The sequence below is a fragment of the Burkholderia sp. AU39826 genome (assembly GCF_020419965.1).
Classification (GTDB): Bacteria; Pseudomonadota; Gammaproteobacteria; order Burkholderiales; family Burkholderiaceae; genus Burkholderia; species Burkholderia semiarida.
This window is the reverse complement of sequence record NZ_JAIZQG010000007.1, coordinates 215,055-232,382: the sequence shown is the minus strand read 5'-3', so window position 1 is coordinate 232,382 and position 17,328 is coordinate 215,055. Positions and strand designations below refer to the sequence as shown.

Genomic DNA, 17,328 nt, shown 5'->3' with positions numbered 1-17,328 from the left:
CGTGACGATCCCGTTCAGTGAGAGGCGTCGGGCGGCGTGAGCCGCGCGAGGATCCGCAGGTCGTCGCCGATCCGCTCGAACCCGTGGAACGACAGCCGGGTGCGCGCATCGAGGCTGGCCGGCGCGGCGAGATCGAACATGCCGGCCGCGTCGGCGCCCAGCAGGCTCGGCGCCAGATAGACCAGCAATTCGTCGACGCACCGCTCGCGCAGCAGCGAACCGTTCAGCTTGTGGCCGGCCTCCACGTGCAGTTCGTTCACGCCGCGCGCGCCGAGCGCGGCCAGCATCGCGGGCAGGTCGACCTTGCCGTGCGCATTCGCGAGCGGCACGATTTCCGCGCCGCGCGACCTCAGCACGTTCGCGCGGACTTCGCCGGCGGCGTCGAGCCGGCCGCAGAAAATCAGCAGCGGCGCGCCTTCGAGCAGCCGCGCGTCGAGCGGCAGGTCGAGGCGGCTGTCCACCAGGATGCGTTGCGGCTGACGCGGCGTGTCGATGCCGCGCACGGTCAGCAACGGATTGTCCTCGCGCACCGTGCCGATGCCGGTGAGGATCGCGCACGCGCGTGCGCGCCACGCGTGCCCGTCGAGGCGCGCGGCCTCGCCGGTGATCCACTGGCTTTCGCCGGACGGCAGCGCGGTGCGGCCGTCGAGCGACGCGGCGGTCTTCATCCGCACCCACGGGCGGCCGCGCGTCATCCGCGACACGAAGCCGATGTTCAGCTCGCCGGCCTCGTGCGCGAGCAGCCCGCAGCGCACGTCGATACCCGCGTCGCGCAGCATCCCGAGGCCGCGCCCCGACACCTGCGGGTTCGGGTCTTCCATCGCGGCGACGACCTTCGCGACGCGCGCGTCGATCAGCGCATTCGCGCACGGCGGCGTGCGGCCGAAATGGCTGCACGGTTCGAGCGTCACGTAGACGGTCGAGCCCGCGACGTCGTAGCCGCGTGAGCGCGCGTCCTTCAGCGCCTGCACTTCTGCGTGATCCTGGCCGGCCGGCTGCGTGAAGCCTTCGCCGATCACGTCGCCGTCCTTGACGATCACGCAGCCGACGCGCGGATTCGGCGCGGTCGTGTACATGCCGTGCGCGGCGAGCGCGAGCGCGCGCTGCATGTGGGCGAAATCGGTATCCGAGAACATGCGCGCGGCCCCGGGTCAGGCGGCGAGTGCCGCGAACGCGCGGCGCGCGGCCGCGAGCGTCGCGTCGATCACCGCATCGTCGTGCGTGCTCGACACGAAGCCGGCTTCGTATGCGGACGGCGCGAAATACACGCCCTCGTCGAGCATCAGGTGGAAGAAGCGGTTGAAGCGCGCGATGTCGCTCTGCGTGACTTCCGCGAAGCTGCCCGGCACGCGCTCGGCGAAGTACAGGCCGAACATCGCGCCGATCGAGTCGGCCGCGAACGGTACGCCGGCCGCGCGCGCTTGCGCCGCGAGGCCGTCGGCGAGCCGCTTCGTCTGCGCGGTGAGCGCGTCGTAGAAGCCCGGCGCCTGGATCAGTTGCAGCGTCTTCAGGCCCGCGGCGACCGCGATCGGGTTGCCCGACAGCGTGCCGGCCTGGTAGACGCCGCCGAGCGGCGCGAGGTGGGCCATGATGTCGCGGCGGCCGCCGAACGCGGCGGCCGGCATCCCGCCGCCGATCACCTTGCCGAGGCAGGTGAGGTCGGCCGCGATGCCGTAGTACGCCTGCGCGCCGCCGAGCGCGACGCGGAACCCGCACATCACCTCGTCGAAGATCAGCACGGCGCCGTGCTTCGTGCACAGCGCGCGCAGCGCGCTCAGGAATTCGGGCGTGCCGCGCACGAGATTCATGTTGCCGGCGACCGGCTCGACGATCACCGCGGCGATCTCGTCGCCGAATGCGCCGAACGCTTCCTCGAGCGCGGCGACGTTGTTGTATTCGAGGACGGTCGTGTGCTTCGCGATGTCGGCGGGCACGCCAGCCGAGGTCGGGTTGCCGAACGTCAGCAGGCCCGAGCCGGCCTTGACCAGCAGGCTGTCCGCGTGGCCGTGGTAGCAGCCCTCGAACTTGACGATGCGGCTGCGGCCCGTGAAGCCGCGCGCGAGACGCAGCGCGCTCATCGTGGCCTCGGTGCCGCTCGACACCATCCGCACCTGCTCGATCGACGGCACGAGCTTGCAGATTTCCTCGGCGATCTCGATTTCCGCTTCGGTCGGCGCGCCGAACGAGAAGCCGTCGGCGAGCACGTTCTGCACGGCCGACAGCACTTCCGGATGGACGTGGCCGACGATCATCGGGCCCCACGAGCCGATGTAGTCGATGTACTGCTTGCCGTCGGCATCCCAGAAATACGGGCCTTGCGCGCGCGCGACGAAGCGCGGCGTGCCGCCGACCGACCGGAACGCGCGCACCGGCGAGTTGACGCCGCCCGGAATGGTCTTCTGGGCGCGTTCGAAGAGAAGCTGATTGTTGGACATGAGCGAAACCTGCGAGAGAAGGGCGCGGGGGCCTGTGCACGGGCCGCGGCGCCTGGGCGGAACGATCGTCCGATTGTACCGGAGACGCGCGCGGCAAGCCCGCCAGCCGGTCTGCGGCCTTTCGGCGCGCGGCATCGGCCGGCCGGAAAGGCGCGCGTGATGCGACCCGGTTTCCGCTTATCGCGGCGGCTTGCGCTTGCCGGTCAGTTCGGCCCAGCGCTTTTCGAGCGGGCCTTCGACCATCGGCTTGATCGACGTGCCGGAGCTCTGCGCATCCCAGGTCTGGACCGAATACGGATGGACGCGCAGCGCGTCGCGCGCGATCACGACGTCCTGATGCGCATCGACCAGCCAGTCGTACACGAAGTCGATGCACAGCCGGTAGCCGCGTTTCGTCGACGGGTCGGGCACCTCGTACGGCGCGCGCGTCACGTAGCCGGAGCCGAACACGCCCTTGGGTTCGTTCGCGACGCGGTGCAGGAACACGCGGTCGCCCGGCAGGATGCCGCGCGCGAAGCCGCAGCCCCACACGTCATGCACGGCCTCGCCGGCCTTCACGCGCGCGGCGACGTCGGGCAGCTCGGGCCACGGCCATTTCTTGGGGCTCCAGATCAGCAGGAAAGCGGTCATCGGGTGGGTCGTACGTCGAATGGTCAGACGAGAGTGGCAAGCAGCAGCAAGCTTAATCGAATCGGCCCGCGCGTTTGTTCCGCGCATGACGAGCATGGGCGTTTCGCGGCGTGCCGCCGCACGCGGCCCAAGGCACGCAAAAAAGTTGCGCGTACAATCATGAGCCTGAACGCGTCGCTTGCGGCGCGGTTTCCCGTCTTCACCGCCACGCGCGCCCCGATGCGCGCGGGCTCCCATTCCGGATACCCATGTCTCACGTCGTCCGGCGCCGGCCCGATGCCCGGCTGATCCTGTTGCTCGGCGCGCTCGCGGCCTGCGGGCCGATCGCCACCGACATGTACCTGCCGAGCCTGCCGTCGATCGCCGACAGCTTCTCCGTCAGCGCCGGCGCCGCGCAGCGCACGCTGACGAGCTTCATGGCCGGCTTCTCGATCGGCATGCTGCTGTACGGCCCGCTGTCCGATACGTGGGGCCGCCGCCCCGTGTTGCTCGGCGGCATTGCGCTGTTCACGCTCGCGAGCATCGGCTGCTTCGTGTCGGGTTCGATCGACATGCTGATCGTCGTGCGTTTCCTGCAGGCGCTCGGCGCCGGCGCCGCGTCGGTGCTCGCGCGTGCGATCGCGCGCGACGCGCACGAGCCGAGCGACGCGGCGAAGGTGCTGTCGATGGTCGCGATCGTCACCGCGGTCGGGCCGCTGCTCGCGCCGCTGATCGGCGGCCAGATCCTGCGGTTCTCCGGCTGGCGCGGCGTGTTCGTCGTGCTGGCCGTGTTCGGTGCGATCTGCGCGACGACCGCGTACCTGCGCGTGCCCGAAACCTGGCCGAAGGAGCGGCGCAAGAGCGCGGCCGTGCTCGCGTCGTTCGCATCGTACGGGCGCATCCTGTCCGACCCCGTCGCATGGGGGCACATGCTGTGCGGCGGGATGGCGTTCGCGTCGATGTTCTCGTACATCACCGCGACGCCGTTCGTGTACATCGAGTATTTCCACGTGTCGCCGCAGCACTACGGGCTGCTGTTCGGCCTGAACGTCGTCGGGATCATGATCGGCAACTTCGCGAACACGCGGCTCGTCGGCCGCATCGGCTCGCTGCGCATCATCGCGGCCGCATCGCTCGTGAGCTGCATCGCGTCGCTCGCGGTCGCGTTCGTCGCGCTGACGGGATTGGGCGGGCTGTGGTCGATCGTCGTGTGCCTGTTCTTCGTCGTCGGCGTGGTCGGGATCCTGTCCGCGAACTGCACGACCGACCTGATGCACCGCTATCCGCACAACGCGGGCGCGTCGGCGGCCGTGTTCGGCGCGATGCAGCTCGCGCTCGGCGCGCTGGCGAGCGTCGCGATCGGCGCACTCGCGGACGGCACGCCGTTCGCGATGGGCGTGACGATCGGCGTCACCGGCGTGCTGTGCTTCGTCGGGCGTTATCTGGTGCTGCGCTGGCACGGACGGCCGGTGAAGGCGGACGCCTGAGCGGCGTGACGGAACTGACGGAGGGCGCGAGTATGTCGACGATGTTCGCCCAAGCGACAACCTGAGCGAACACCATGCCGATGTAACCCGGCCAGCGATGCGGGGCAAGCATTGGGTTATTTCCGCGTCCGCATCACTTGGACCGGTCTGACGAGCGATTGTCGAGTCGATAGCTGCGCTTCGGGTTGATCACGAATCGCCTGACTTCGGTCTCGAGTTCCTGGCTGTGATACAGATCCAGGCATTTCAAAAAATCAAACCTCACGCCCTTGATTTCGGACTCGACGACCGGATTGCGATAGTCGCGTGCAAGAAAACGATTGACCAGCGATTTGCCCGTGTCGGGGTTCCGTTCCAGATCGAAGTCGGTCCAATCCATTAGTGCACTGGCGCTGCTTCCCGCGTCCATCGCAGCGGACGGTTCATTCCGATAAGCGGTCGCGACGCATTCGGCGAGCACCATGTCCTTGTAGTTCTGCGCGTAGGTTCGGGCGCCGGCTTGTGGCGACGACGACGTATCCGTGGCGTGGCTGGGTTGTGCCGCGAACATCAGGGCCCAGAACATCACACACCGGAGCAGTGGATTTTGTCTGATGGCAGACTCCAGAGGTATGCACAGATCCAACACATCGCCTAAAAGATGAACCGGCTATGTGGCTAGGAGCAATCAGCGCGGTAGGCTTTCCAAGCGCTGATTGCTCCACTCTCCATCCAAAATAGCCTGATAGAGCATGCCTAGAGTCAGTGGTACTTTGTCATATTTTTCTCGGCGTTTTCTGGAGAAAGCCATCCGCGCCACTTCAATCAAGCTAAAGCCCTCTCCTGAGAAGTAGCGATTGAACTCAAAATCTCCAACTTGCACTGGAAATTTATCGAAGAAGCGCTCCATAAACTCGACCGCATCGTCGCCAGTGATATCCAAATCGCCCTCGACGGCATGATCTTTTGTGAGAATTTTTTGGGGACTAACACCGGTCTCCCTTCTCACAAAATCCTCAAACTCGTTCCACGTAAACTGGCTCATCAGAACACCTTGTCCTCAGGCTTAACAAGCGCGTTATAGCGCGACACGGAACGAATGCTGATCATCGTGACATCCTTGGCAGCAATGACCCACCCAACGACAGGAACTGCGCGCCCAACGAAAACCCCAATGTTTCTTACCAGAATGAACTTCAAGCGCTTGACGCTGGCATTGGTCAGCGTTGGGAGGATCTTCTTCTTCAAATCGTAGTCCAGATACTTGCGACTCAATATCGACGCAACAGAAGTCCCCGGCGTGGTACCAAAGGGCTTTGCTCGTGTTGGCATCCAATTTTGACCGGCCACAATGGCAACCACTGCTGCTACATCGTCAACACCAAGTTCCTTGCATGTCTCATCGATAAAGATAAGGAAAAACAGTTCCATTGGCGTGAGATCTCGATGTGTACCAAAGGCATAGGTATTGTTCATTATAGTATTCCTCTCTCAGGCTATCGACGAGGCTGAAACCTCGAAGAGAACGATCCCGTGCCTATTGTCCAGGGTGCTGCCTCCCAGCGAAGGCGGGAATTTGATCACTTCTGCTTTGCCACATCGCTGGATATTGGTGGCCACGTTGCCGCCAATCGTCAAGGCAACTTTCTCCGCGGAATTTATCGGCGCGTAAATGCGCATTGCTGCTGCCCATGGGGCTGAAAAACGTGGTCTAGGCATATCCCTCTCCGCAAACTGGATGAACGTGATGCTGTCGATGCCAATCGGGGTTCTGTGAGAAACGTGTCATTTCTCGCGTCGAACCGGGATGGCGGCATCACGCGGAGTGAAGGAAGTTACCGAGCCTGGGCAACTGCTGACAATTGGACTTGTTCGAAAATGGGAGCGTGTACGAACGTATGACGTCACGCGCAGCTATAGGCAGAAGGCATCGTCGATACCTGCCGAGCCGCTGTTGTTCGCGCCGATGCCGATCATGCAAAACACCCCGAACGCCGGACCAGCCGTCCAGCGTTCGGGGTGTCGTTCACCCGTGACGTCTTTTTTACCGCTGCATCAATCCCGCGCGACGTCCTTCGCCGCCGGCGAAGCCCCATGACTCAACCAGTCGAGCACGTCGGCCGTTTCGTCGTCGGTGGCGCGTGCCCGCGCCTGCGCGACGGCCTCCGGCAACTCGCCGTTGGTCGACGCGCGACGGATCGCGACGCCCACCGCGAGGATGTCGATCATCAGCAGATGCAGGATTCGCGAGATCATCGACAACTGCGACTCGCGCATCTCGATGTGGTCGGTCTCGAGCGCGACGGTCGCGCGCTTCGCGAGCGGCGTGTTGCTCGACGTGATCGCGATCACCTTCGCGCCGGCCTGCATCGCGACGTCGAGCACGCGCAGCAGCTCGGGCGCGCGTCCCGACTTCGACACCGCGACGATCACGTCGCCCTTGCCGAGCAGCGCGGCCGATGCGGCCTGCATGTACAGGTCGCCGTACGCGATCGTCGGAATCCCGAAGCGGAAGAATTTGTAGTGCGCGTCCTGCGCGACGATGTTCGAGTTGCCGAGCCCGTAGAACTCGATGCGCCGCGCGCCGTTCAGGATCTCGATCGCGTTCTCGACGTGCTCGAAATTCAGGTGCTCGCGCAGTTGCAGGATCGCGGACACCGTGTTGTCGAGCACCTTCGCGCCGAAGTCGGTGGCCGTATCGCCGAGGTGCACCTGGCTGTGGCTCATCGGGATCGTGCCGGTGAGGCCGGTCGCGAGCTTCAGCTTGAAATCCGACAGCCCCTGGCAGCCGAGCGAGCGGCAGAAGCGGATCACGGTCGGCTGGCTCACGTCGGCCTTGCGCGCGATGTCGACGATCGGATCGTTGATGATCGAGCGCGGATGGTTCAGCGCGAGATCGGCCACGCGGCGCTCGGCCGGCGTCAGCGCGTCGCGCATCTGGCGGATCCGCTCGAACACCGCCGACGACGCGCCGCCGGAACGGTTCGACAACTGTTCCGCGAGAATCGCCGACACACCGAGGAACGCCGGATATTCGGCGGTGATCAGGTACGTCGGGATGTTCTCGAGGTAGTGCGTGAAGCGGCCCTTCGCCTCGAAGCGCGCGCGGAACGACGAGCGCGTGAACAGTTCGCCCAGCTTCAGCGCGACGCCGCCGCCGATGTACACGCCGCCGAGCGCGCCGAGCGTGAGCGCGACGCTGCCCGCGAACGCGCCGAGAATCCCGCAGAAGCATTCGACCGTCTCGAGCGCGAGCGCATCGCCCGCATGCGCGCGCTCGACGATCTCGACCGTGTCGACGGATGCCGCGACGCGCTTCTTGTCGCGCGCGGCGAGCGCGCGATAGATGATCTCCATGCCGGGGCCCGCGCACACGCGCTCGAACGACACGTGCGGAAACTTCTTGCGCGCGTACTGCAGCACCAGATCCTCGCGTTCGTCCTGCGGCGCGAACGACGCGTGGCCGCCCTCGCTGCCGAGCGCGATCCAGCGGTCGTCCGCGGGGATCAGCCCCGACACGCCGAGCCCGGTGCCGGGCCCGAGCAGGCCGATCACGCTGTTCTGGCGCCGCGCGCCGCCGCCCACCTGCACGCGTTGCGCATCGGTCAGGCCCGGCAGCGCCATCGCGAGCGCGGTGAAATCGTTGACGACCAGCAGCGTGTCGAAGCCGAGCGCGCGGCGCGTCGCCTCGATCGAGAAGCTCCAGTCGTGGTTCGTCATCGTGACCTGGTCGCCGTCGACCGGGTTAGCGATCGCGATCGCCGCGTGGTTCACGCGGCTGATCTTCACGTCCTTCAGGTATTTGCGGATCGCATCGGTGATCGTCGGATAGTCGGCGCCGGGATACACGCGGATCTGCGTGATCTCGCCGGGGCCGGTTTCCAGCGCGAAGCGCGCGTTGGTGCCGCCGACGTCTGCGAGCAGGCGCGGGCCGTCGGCATGCTGACCCGCGACGACCGCCTTACTTTGCACACCAGTAGACATCGAGCTGGGTCCCCTTGTCGTTGGCCAGTTGGGAAATCGCGTTCTTCTGCAGCGACGCGGCCGCGGCGTCGAGCACGTCGCGTTTGCGCTCGCCCGCGATCAGCAGGAACAGCCGGTCGACGCGCTTGAGCGCATCGAGCGAATAGCTCACGCGTGCATGCGGCGCCGCGCCCGGATGCACGGCGACGAAGCGTTCCGGCGTCGTGATCGCGTGGTCCCATTCGGGTGCGTCGGCGAAGATCGACGCGGTGTGGCCGTCCTCGCCCATGCCGAGCACCGCGACGCTCGGCACGCGGTAGTCGGCGTTTGCGTTCAGCGCGGCGACGTGCGCGTCGAGCGTGCTGTGCGTGTCGACGAGCGGCAGGAAGCGGGAAGGGGCCGCCGCGTGCTGCAGCAGCGTGTCGCGCACGAGTTGCGCGTTGCTGGCCGCGTCGTCGTCCGGCACCCAGCGGTCGTCGACCAGCGTGACGTCGACGCCGGCCCAGTCGAGCGCCGCGTGCGACAGCGTGTGCAGGAACGGGCGCGGGCTGGTACCGCCGGACACCGCGAGCAACGGGCGCGCGGGGCCGGCGAGCGCCGCGCGCAGCGCATCGCCGACGGCGCGCGCGAGCGCTTCGCTTTGCGCTTCCTGGGTGTCGAAAGCGTGGATCTCGATCACATCTCCTCCGGACTGCTTTGTCTGTTCAAATCGTACGAATCGTGGGGCACGTTGTCGCGTACGGTGGCGTACGCGGCAACGGTTTGCATCAGTTTTCTTCTTCGAGCCAGCAGGTGTCGTGCTGCGCGAGCATCGCGCTCGACGCGGCCGGCCCCCACGTGCCCGCCGCGTACGGCTTCGGCGGCTTCAGCGTGCGCGCCCATTCGTTCAGGATCGGCTCGACCCATTGCCATGCCGCTTCCTGTTCGTCGCGACGCACGAACAGCGCGAGCCGGCCGTTGATCACGTCGAGCAGCAGGCGCTGGTACGCCTCCATCTGCCCTTCCTTGAAGAACTGGTCGAACGCGAGGTCGAGGTGCACGCTCGCGAGGTTCATCCCTTCGCCCGGCTGCTTCGCGAGGCAGTACAGGCGGATCGTCTCGTTCGGCTGCAGCCGGATCACGAGGCGGTTCGAACCGGGGCGCAGCGCGGTCGGCCCGAGCGCCGAATGCGGCACCGGGCGGAAGTTGACGACGATCTCCGCGACGCGGTCGGCCAGCCGCTTGCCGGTGCGCAGGAAGAACGGCACGCCGGCCCAGCGCCAGTTCTCGATCTCGACCTTCAGCGCGACGAAGGTCTCGGTCTGGCTGTCGGGCTTCACGCCCGGCTCGGTCGCGTAGGCCGGCACCTGCGCACCCTTGATCACGCCCGCATGATACTGGCCGCGCACGGCAACCTTGCCGATGTCGCGCGGATCGATCGGCTTCAGCGCGCGCAGCACGCGCAGCTTCTCGTCGCGCACCGAGTCGGAATCCATCGAGTGCGGCGGCTCCATCGCGACGATCGACAGCAACTGCAGCAAGTGGTTCTGCACCATGTCGCGCAGCGCGCCCGTATTGTCGTAGAAGTCGCCGCGCGCCTCGACGCCGAGCTCCTCCGCGATCGTGATCTGGATGCTCTCGACCCATTCGCGGCGCCACAGCGGCTCGAACAGCGCATTGCCGAAGCGCAGCGCGAGCAGGTTCTGTACCGGCTCCTTGCCGAGGTAATGGTCGATCCGGTAGATCTGGCCTTCCGCGAAGATCTCGCCGACCGCGTCGTTGATCGCGTTCGACGATTTCAGGTCGTAGCCGAGCGGCTTCTCGAGCACGATGCGCGACTCTTCGTTCAGGCCGACCGACGCGAGCGCCTTGCAGATCGGCACGAACAGCGACGGGCCCGTCGCGAGATAGAACACGCGGATGCCGGGCAGCGACGCCACCGCGTCGCGCAGCACGCCGTAGTCTTCCGCGCGGCCGAGATCGAGGTGCACGTAGTCGATGCGATCGAGGAAGGACTTCCACGCGGCGTCGTCGAACGCGTTGCCAGCCGCCTTCGCCGCATGCGGCTTCACGTGCGTGTCGACCCATTCGAGATAGGCTGCCCGATCCGATTCGTGTCGCGCCACGGCGACGATCCGGCCGCTCGCCGCCAGCATGTTCGCGCGGTGCGCTTCGAACAGCGCGGGCAGGATCTTGCGCATCGACAAATCGCCGGTGCCGCCGAAAAGTACGAAGGTAAAGCTGGAATCGGTATGCATGTGTCTCCGCCGTGTTGGGGTGCCCGGAAGCGATCCGTAGTGCGATAAAAATATTTTTGACACTGAATTGTAGTTTAACTACAATCCGCCGCAAGGGGTAGCACCTGGGCGAAGAAAAAAAGAAGTGCGGTCGATGAACTGCGCGAGCTTCGCCTTCGGGAGCGCCTTGTGCCGAATGTTATCGGACATTGGCGGTGCGCATCGTCGGCGCGCCGTCGGCCCCCGGGCTCGCGTCGCATCATCGCGGCGGGCCAGAAACACAAAGAGGAGACACGCCGTTGAATCTCGATTCACGCTTTCTGTAAGAGCCCGGCCGGTCATCGGCCCCGTACGCTGCATGCGTCCCGCGGCTCGATTTCCCCGTCGTTATCAAGAAGCCGGTTCCTGGTCAGGGAACCTCACGAGTTGATTCAGTCTGGAGGAGATAAGTAATGAAAGTTCGCTCGATCATGGGCGCGCTCTGCGCCGCAGGCCTGATGGCTGGCGCCGTGGCGGCGCAGGCAGCCGAGAACGTAACCGTGCTGCACTGGTGGACCTCGGGCGGCGAGTCGAAGGCCGTCGGCGTGCTGAAGGACGACCTGCAGAAGCAGGGCTACGTGTGGAAGGATTTCGCGGTCGCGGGCGGCGCCGGCGCCGCGGCGATGACCGCGCTGAAGACCAAGGTGATCAGCGGCGATTCTCCGTCGGCCGCGCAGATCAAGGGCCCGCTGATCCAGGACTGGGCCGACCAGGGCGTGCTCGTCAACATCGATTCGGCTGCCGGCGACTGGAAGCAGAACCTGCCGCCGGAAATCGACAAGATCATCAAGTACAAGGGCCATACCGTCGCCGCGCCGTTCTCGGTGCACCGCGTCAACTGGCTGTACATCAACAAGGCCGCGCTCGACAAGGTCGGCGCGAAGGTGCCGACCACCTGGCCTGAATTCTTCGCGGTGGCCGACAAGCTGAAGGCCGCGGGCATCCAGCCGATCGCGATGGGCGGCCAGCCGTGGCAGGACCTGACGCTGTGGGAGGACGTCGTGCTGTCGCAGGGCCCGGCGTTCTACAAGAAGGCGCTGGTCGACCTCGACCAGGCGACGCTGACGTCGCCGCAGATGGTGTCGGTATTCGACACGGTGCGCAAGATCCAGGGCTACTTCGATACTGGCCGTAACGGCCGCGACTGGAACCTCGCGACCGCGATGGTCATCAACGGCAAGGCCGGCATGCAGTTCATGGGCGACTGGGCGAAGGGCGAGTTCGAGAACGCGGGCAAGAAGTCGGGCAAGGACTACATCTGCGCACCGGTGCCGGGCACGGCGAACGCATACACGTTCAACGTCGATTCGTTCGTGTTCTTCCAGCAGAAGGGCGAGAAGAACGCGACGCCGGGCCAGCTCGCGCTCGCGAAGACGATCATGACGCCGGACTTCCAGGAGCAGTTCAGCCTGCTGAAGGGCTCGGTGCCGGTGCGTCTCGGCGTGAAGATGGACAAGTTCGACGACTGCGCGAAGAAGTCGTATGCCGACGAGCAGACCGCGATCAAGTCGGGCGGTTTCGTGCCGTCGCTCGCGCACGGCATGGCGCAAGGCGACGCGACCGCCGGCGCGATCACGGACGTCGTGACGAAGTTCATGAACTCGCAGCAGGATTCGAAGAGCGCGGTCGCCGCGCTCGCGAAGGCCGCGAAGGTCAAGTAACGCGCGCCAGGCGCCCGGCCGGACACGCTTCATCGGCCGGGCGTTTTTGCATGTGCAGCAAACGGGCTCGCCCGCGAGCCCGTGCCGTACCCGGCGCCGGCCAGGCCTGCGTCGCCCTCGTTCCAGGAGTCGAATCAAGTGGCTGCCCCTCTTAGCGGAAACGGATCCGGCGCTGCCGCCGCACGGCGTACGTCGCCGATGTCGGCCTTCGCCGATCGCTGGATCCCGAAGCTCGTGCTCGCGCCGAGCGTCGCGATCGCCGTCGTGTTCATCTACGGCTTCATCCTGATTACCGGCTATCTGTCGCTGACCAACTCGCGGCTGTTGCCCAACTACGAATTCGACGGTTTCGGCCGTTACACGGACCTGTTCCAGAACGACGTGTGGTGGACCTCCGCCGCGAACCTCGGCTGGTTCGGGATCCCGTTCATCGCGATCTGCGTCGCGCTCGGGCTGTTCCTCGCGATCCTGCTCGACCAGCGGATCCGCAACGAAGGCGCGCTGCGCGCGATCTTCCTGTACCCGATGGCGCTGTCGTTCATCGTCACGGGCACCGCGTGGCAGTGGATCCTGAATCCGGGCCTCGGCCTCGAGAAGGTGATGCACGACTGGGGCTGGACGAGCTTCTCGTTCGGCTGGCTCGACGATCCGGACAAGGCGATCTTCTGCGTGGTGATCGCGGCCGTGTGGCAGTCGACCGGCTTCGTGATGGCGCTCTTCCTCGCGGGGTTGCGCGGCGTCGACGGCGAGATCTTCAAGGCCGCGCAGGTCGACGGCGCGACGCTGCCGACCATCTACCGCAAGATCGTGATCCCGAGCATGCGCCCGGTGTTCTTCTCGGTGCTGCTGATCCTCTGCCACATCACGATCAAGACCTTCGACCTCGTCGTCGCGCTGACGGCGGGCGGCCCGGGCACGTCGTCGTCGCTGCCGGCCATGTTCATGTACACGTTTTCGTTCAACCGCGGCCAGCTCGGGCTCGGCGCGGCGTCCTCGGTGATGATGCTCGCGACCGTGGTCGCGGTGCTGGTGCCGCTGATGTATATGGAATCGAGGAGCACCCGCAATGCAGCCTAAGATGACGATCAGCCGGGCAGTGATCTATGCGGCACTGATCCTGTTCGCGCTGTATTTCCTGTTTCCGATCTACGTGATGCTGTCGACGTCGTTCAAGGACCTCGACCAGTTGCGCACCGGCAACCTGCTGACGCCGCCCACCACGTGGACCGTCGACCCGTGGGTGAAGGCATGGAGCGGGGCGTGTACCGGCGTGCGCTGCGACGGGATGAAGCCGTTCTTCCTGAACTCGCTGCAGATGGTGATTCCGGCCGTGCTGATCTCGTCGCTGATCGGCGCGTTCAACGGCTACGTGCTCACCCACTGGCGCTTTCGCGGTGCGGACGCGCTGTTCACGATGATGCTGGTCGGCTGCTTCATTCCGTTTCAGGTGATCCTGCTGCCGATGGCGCGCCTGCAGGGGATGCTCGGCCTCGCGAACACGATTCCGGGCCTCGTGTTCGTGCACGTGGTGTACGGGATCGCGTTCACGACGATGTTCTTCCGCAATTTCTACGTGAGCGTGCCGGCCGAACTCGTGAAGGCCGCGCGCATCGACGGCGCGGGCTTCTTCACGATCTTCACGAAGATCCTGCTGCCGGTGTCGCTGCCGATCTTCATGGTGTGCCTGATCTGGCAGTTCACGCAGATCTGGAACGACTTCCTGTTCGGGATCGTGTTCTCCGGCGTCGATTCGATGCCGATCACGGTCGCGCTGAACAACCTCGTCAACACGTCGACGGGCGTGAAGGAATACAACGTCGACATGGCCGGCGCGATCATCGCGGCGCTGCCGACGCTGCTCGTCTACATCGTCGCCGGCCGCTACTTCGTGCGCGGGCTGACGGCAGGCGCGGTGAAGGGGTAAGCGCGGCTTTTCCGATACGACGAACCAGCCGCGCACCCCGCGCGGCGCATCGAAACGAACCCGACGCGGCGCCGGCGTGCGCCGCGCGAGACGAGACAGAGGATTCACAGCATGGCAAGCCTTTCCATCCGTGACGTGTACAAGACCTACCCGAACGGGGTGCCGGTCCTGAAGGGTGTCGACATCGAGATCGAGGACGGACAGTTCCTGATCCTGGTCGGCGGCTCGGGCTGCGGGAAATCGACGCTGCTCAACATGATCGCCGGGCTCGAGACGGTCACGAGCGGCGAGATCTGCATCGACGGCAAGGTCGTCAACGACCTGTCGCCGAAGGATCGCGACATCGCGATGGTGTTCCAGTCGTACGCGCTGTATCCGTCGATGACGGTGCGCGAGAACATCTCGTTCGGGCTGAACATCCGCAAGGTGCCGAAGAGCGAGCAGCAGCAGATCGTCGATCGCGTGTCGGCGATGCTGCAGATCCAGCATCTGCTCGACCGCAAGCCGGGCCAGCTGTCGGGCGGTCAGCGCCAGCGCGTCGCGATGGGCCGCGCGCTCGCACGCGATCCGTCGCTGTTCCTGTTCGACGAACCGCTGTCGAACCTCGACGCGAAGCTGCGTATCGAGATGCGCGCGGAAATCAAGCTGCTGCACCAGCGTCTCGGCACGACGATCGTCTACGTGACGCACGACCAGATCGAGGCGATGACGCTTGGCGACCGGATCGCGGTGATGAAGGACGGCGTGGTCCAGCAGTTCGGCGCGCCTCAGGAGATCTACGATTCGCCGTCGAACCTGTTCGTCGCGGGCTTCATCGGCGCGCCGCCGATGAACTTCATCAACGGCCGCCTGGTCGAGCAGGGCAGCGGCATCGCACTCGAGATCGACACGGGCCTCGCGCGCAGCGCGCTGAACCTGCCGTTCGACGCGGCGAAGCTGAAGTCGCACGTGGGCCGCGAGGTGATTCTCGGGTTGCGCCCGGAGCGCATCACCGACGCGCGCAACGCACATCACGGCGAGGCGTCGAAGCTGCAGCCGATCGACGTGCGCGTCGACGTGACCGAGCCGACCGGGCCGGACACGCACGTGTTCGCGCAGGTGAACGGCAAGCGGATCGTGAGCCGCGTGCATCCGGCCGCGAACCCGCAGCCGGGGCAGACGCAGTCGCTGCTGTTCGACGTGTCGAAGGCCGTGCTGTTCGATCCGGCGTCGGAAGAACGGATCGCGTGAGGCACTGGATGCGCTGAATGAAGAAGGGGCCGTTTCGAAACGGCCCCTTTCGTCTGTGCATGCCGGTGCCGCGTCAATGCGGCAGCCGCACATCGAACTTGAACGTCGTGAGCCGTGCGGCGAGGATGAAGCCGGTCGCGAGCAGCACGCTGTATGGAGGCAATCACGGACTCGGCAATGACAAGAGATACGAACCGATCGCATGCATGAGCGGCATGAACAGAAGGCACGCGAAGACGGCCGGAAAATAAAATCTTGAGCGGCGGACGGTAGAGAACAGGCCGGCCACGGCGATGACCAGACAAACGGTAGCGAGTGTACCGAACAGGTCGCTATCTGCGATTACCGAAAAGAACGCACGCATCCTTGCCTCGGCATTACTGATTGAATGCAGCGAAATTCCAGCGATACAGCTGGAATTGCTTTAGAAAGTCCTTCACTTCGGCGCCTGTGGTCTCGTTTCTGTAGTCCCACCCTTCCTCGCCGGGGGTGTAGTACCCGTTTTCGACGCCCATACCTGCATAACTGGCGCTTTGCGGATCTGCACGATTGTGGCCGAATATCCTCATGATCGTCGTGAATGGACGGACGATCACACCGCTCGAATTGCCCTGCATGATCGAAACGGACGAGGGCGAGGTGCGCGTGACCAACTGAACGTGATGCCCGATGCCTGCGCGATCATTGGCCTGTACGAGCATGTCTCCCGGGCGGAGCGAGTCGGCCGTCGTAAGCCGTACGGTATTCGAACCGGTGCGTTGTGTGTCCGGTGCGCCGAAAGTCAGCGCGACCATCTCGGCGAAACCGTACATCGTCGAATCGTATCGCTGGTGTTCCGATTCGCCGTAGATTTCCATGTTTCGATAACTGCGCACACCGGTGGCCAACTTGAGCGGCAACCCGCGCAGGGCCGCGAACTGGACGAGTAACCGTAGCGCGAAGTCCTCGCATGTAAATCGATTCTCACGCGTACTGCCGTTGCGGTCCCAGTACGTTTCCTTTTGCAGCTGTTGTGCCAGTTGCGGAATTGCGCGCTGGTATTCGCCGACGTCGGCGTCGGTCCATCTGCGGACCGTTTTCCAGAATGTCTTGAATCGGACGGTGACGGGTTTCGGCGACGGGTCGTTTGTCGGCGTGGTCTTACGTGCCGCGATCCGTTTGTATCGATTGCCTTCAGGAGAAACATGGACGCGTTCGGGCATGACTATTCCGCGAGATAGATCGTGATGTTTTCGGCACAGGAAGTGGACGCGAGCAAGTGCGTTTGTCCGTGCGCGTCCGTTCGTCCGTATTCAAACGCCCCGGTGTCTCGCTGCAATGCATAGGCGACGTCGCTCAGAGGGGCACCCACGGCGTCCCGAAGAACGAAGCAATCGTTATAGACGAGTTGGGGCGCTGCCGTGACCGTATCGGTTGTGACGAGTTCGGATTGCGTCCGGAGGGCGCAATTCGAAGCGTCTATTTTCCATTGACGGCCGTATCGGGAAATGATGCGGGGAGGGCGCTCACAGCGACATCGGACCCAATCGTTGCTCAGGGCTTGAACTCGTCCCGCGGAAGTGAAATCGCGCAGTCGCTTTTTGCTTGGCGCGCCGGGGGCCGCTTCAATTGTCCCGACGCTCTCGCATGTGCTGCACCACGCACGTTGTCCGACGAACGTAATCTTCCGGCGCTTGCCGTCGTCACCCACGATCGTTCCGCACTTACCGCCATCGAGTACGTAGCCGCCGCTGTCCAGCGGATCGTCTTCAACTACCGCGTAAAAAATAGTCATGCCGCACCCGT

17 protein-coding genes are annotated in these 17,328 nt (G+C 65.0%); 5 read left to right on the top strand and 12 right to left on the bottom strand.

Annotation, left to right across the window (positions count from 1 at the left end; translation table 11 throughout):
- Positions 1-14: 14 nt before the first annotated feature.
- The 3 genes from ribD to LGM42_RS16290 all read right to left on the bottom strand — a co-directional run bounded on the left by ribD (position 15) and on the right by LGM42_RS16290 (position 3,065).
- Entirely contained in the window at positions 15-1,136 is a 1,122-nt protein-coding gene (gene ribD, locus LGM42_RS16300) for a bifunctional diaminohydroxyphosphoribosylaminopyrimidine deaminase/5-amino-6-(5-phosphoribosylamino)uracil reductase RibD (protein ID WP_124859584.1), read from the bottom strand.
- A 15-nt stretch (positions 1,137-1,151) separates the two neighbouring features.
- Positions 1,152-2,435 (bottom strand): glutamate-1-semialdehyde 2,1-aminomutase, encoded by a 1,284-nt coding sequence (gene hemL / locus LGM42_RS16295; protein ID WP_226232657.1) that lies wholly within the window; start codon positions 2,433-2,435, stop codon positions 1,152-1,154.
- A 177-nt stretch (positions 2,436-2,612) separates the two neighbouring features.
- A complete protein-coding gene (locus tag LGM42_RS16290; RefSeq protein WP_226232656.1) occupies positions 2,613-3,065 on the bottom strand; it encodes a hypothetical protein in 453 nt (150 codons plus the stop codon).
- Between the two features lie 248 nt (positions 3,066-3,313).
- Here LGM42_RS16290 and LGM42_RS16285 point away from each other — a divergent pair, with 248 nt between their 5' ends.
- On the top strand, positions 3,314-4,531 hold the full coding sequence (locus LGM42_RS16285) for a Bcr/CflA family multidrug efflux MFS transporter (RefSeq protein WP_226232655.1): 1,218 nt from the start codon (positions 3,314-3,316) through the stop codon (positions 4,529-4,531).
- Positions 4,532-4,664: 133 nt separating this feature from the next.
- Here LGM42_RS16285 and LGM42_RS16280 read toward each other — a convergent pair whose 3' ends face one another.
- The 6 genes from LGM42_RS16280 to zwf all read right to left on the bottom strand — a co-directional run bounded on the left by LGM42_RS16280 (position 4,665) and on the right by zwf (position 10,710).
- Positions 4,665-5,096 (bottom strand): type VI secretion system amidase immunity protein Tai4, encoded by a 432-nt coding sequence (locus tag LGM42_RS16280; RefSeq protein WP_059638881.1) that lies wholly within the window; start codon positions 5,094-5,096, stop codon positions 4,665-4,667.
- A 102-nt stretch (positions 5,097-5,198) separates the two neighbouring features.
- Positions 5,199-5,555 carry a DUF1493 family protein gene (locus tag LGM42_RS16275; protein ID WP_060313018.1) on the bottom strand — a complete coding sequence of 119 codons (357 nt, stop codon included), beginning with the start codon at positions 5,553-5,555 and terminating at the stop codon, positions 5,199-5,201.
- Positions 5,555-5,986: an STM2901 family protein gene (locus LGM42_RS16270; RefSeq protein ID WP_060313020.1), complete on the bottom strand. Its 432-nt coding sequence runs from the start codon at positions 5,984-5,986 to the stop codon at positions 5,555-5,557. The genes LGM42_RS16275 and LGM42_RS16270 overlap by 1 nt, the downstream gene beginning before the upstream one ends.
- Before the next feature lie 579 nt (positions 5,987-6,565).
- Positions 6,566-8,494: a bifunctional transcriptional regulator/glucokinase gene (locus LGM42_RS16265; protein WP_059574132.1), complete on the bottom strand. Its 1,929-nt coding sequence runs from the start codon at positions 8,492-8,494 to the stop codon at positions 6,566-6,568.
- Positions 8,472-9,152: a 6-phosphogluconolactonase gene (gene pgl / locus LGM42_RS16260; RefSeq protein WP_226232654.1), complete on the bottom strand. Its 681-nt coding sequence runs from the start codon at positions 9,150-9,152 to the stop codon at positions 8,472-8,474. The genes LGM42_RS16265 and pgl overlap by 23 nt, the downstream gene beginning before the upstream one ends.
- 88 nt (positions 9,153-9,240) lie before the next feature.
- On the bottom strand, positions 9,241-10,710 hold the full coding sequence (zwf, locus tag LGM42_RS16255) for a glucose-6-phosphate dehydrogenase (protein ID WP_226232653.1): 1,470 nt from the start codon (positions 10,708-10,710) through the stop codon (positions 9,241-9,243).
- A 431-nt stretch (positions 10,711-11,141) separates the two neighbouring features.
- On the opposite strand from zwf, the gene LGM42_RS16250 reads away from it, so the two are divergent.
- From LGM42_RS16250 to LGM42_RS16235, 4 genes are all read left to right on the top strand, one after another.
- Positions 11,142-12,389 (top strand): ABC transporter substrate-binding protein, encoded by a 1,248-nt coding sequence (locus LGM42_RS16250; RefSeq protein ID WP_059574129.1) that lies wholly within the window; start codon positions 11,142-11,144, stop codon positions 12,387-12,389.
- Between the two features lie 138 nt (positions 12,390-12,527).
- Positions 12,528-13,466, top strand: coding sequence for a carbohydrate ABC transporter permease (locus tag LGM42_RS16245; RefSeq protein WP_059499909.1), 939 nt, complete (start codon positions 12,528-12,530; stop codon positions 13,464-13,466).
- The gene (locus LGM42_RS16240; protein ID WP_011544828.1) at positions 13,456-14,313 is read left to right on the top strand and encodes a carbohydrate ABC transporter permease; all 858 of its coding nucleotides are present in this window, start codon (positions 13,456-13,458) and stop codon (positions 14,311-14,313) included. Before LGM42_RS16245 ends, LGM42_RS16240 begins: the two co-directional genes overlap by 11 nt.
- A gap of 111 nt (positions 14,314-14,424) precedes the next feature.
- Positions 14,425-15,543 carry an ABC transporter ATP-binding protein gene (locus LGM42_RS16235; protein ID WP_060313032.1) on the top strand — a complete coding sequence of 373 codons (1,119 nt, stop codon included), beginning with the start codon at positions 14,425-14,427 and terminating at the stop codon, positions 15,541-15,543.
- Positions 15,544-15,706: 163 nt separating this feature from the next.
- Here LGM42_RS16235 and LGM42_RS16225 read toward each other — a convergent pair whose 3' ends face one another.
- Genes LGM42_RS16225 through LGM42_RS16215 form a run of 3 tightly spaced genes read right to left on the bottom strand, consistent with a single transcriptional unit; the run spans position 15,707 to position 17,317 of the window.
- Positions 15,707-15,907 (bottom strand): hypothetical protein, encoded by a 201-nt coding sequence (locus LGM42_RS16225; RefSeq protein ID WP_060313036.1) that lies wholly within the window; start codon positions 15,905-15,907, stop codon positions 15,707-15,709.
- A gap of 13 nt (positions 15,908-15,920) precedes the next feature.
- Complete coding sequence (locus LGM42_RS16220) at positions 15,921-16,745, bottom strand: hypothetical protein (RefSeq protein ID WP_081083258.1); 825 nt, start codon at positions 16,743-16,745, stop codon at positions 15,921-15,923.
- A 2-nt stretch (positions 16,746-16,747) separates the two neighbouring features.
- A complete protein-coding gene (locus tag LGM42_RS16215) occupies positions 16,748-17,317 on the bottom strand; it encodes a hypothetical protein (protein WP_155644546.1) in 570 nt (189 codons plus the stop codon).
- Positions 17,318-17,328 lie beyond the last annotated feature (11 nt).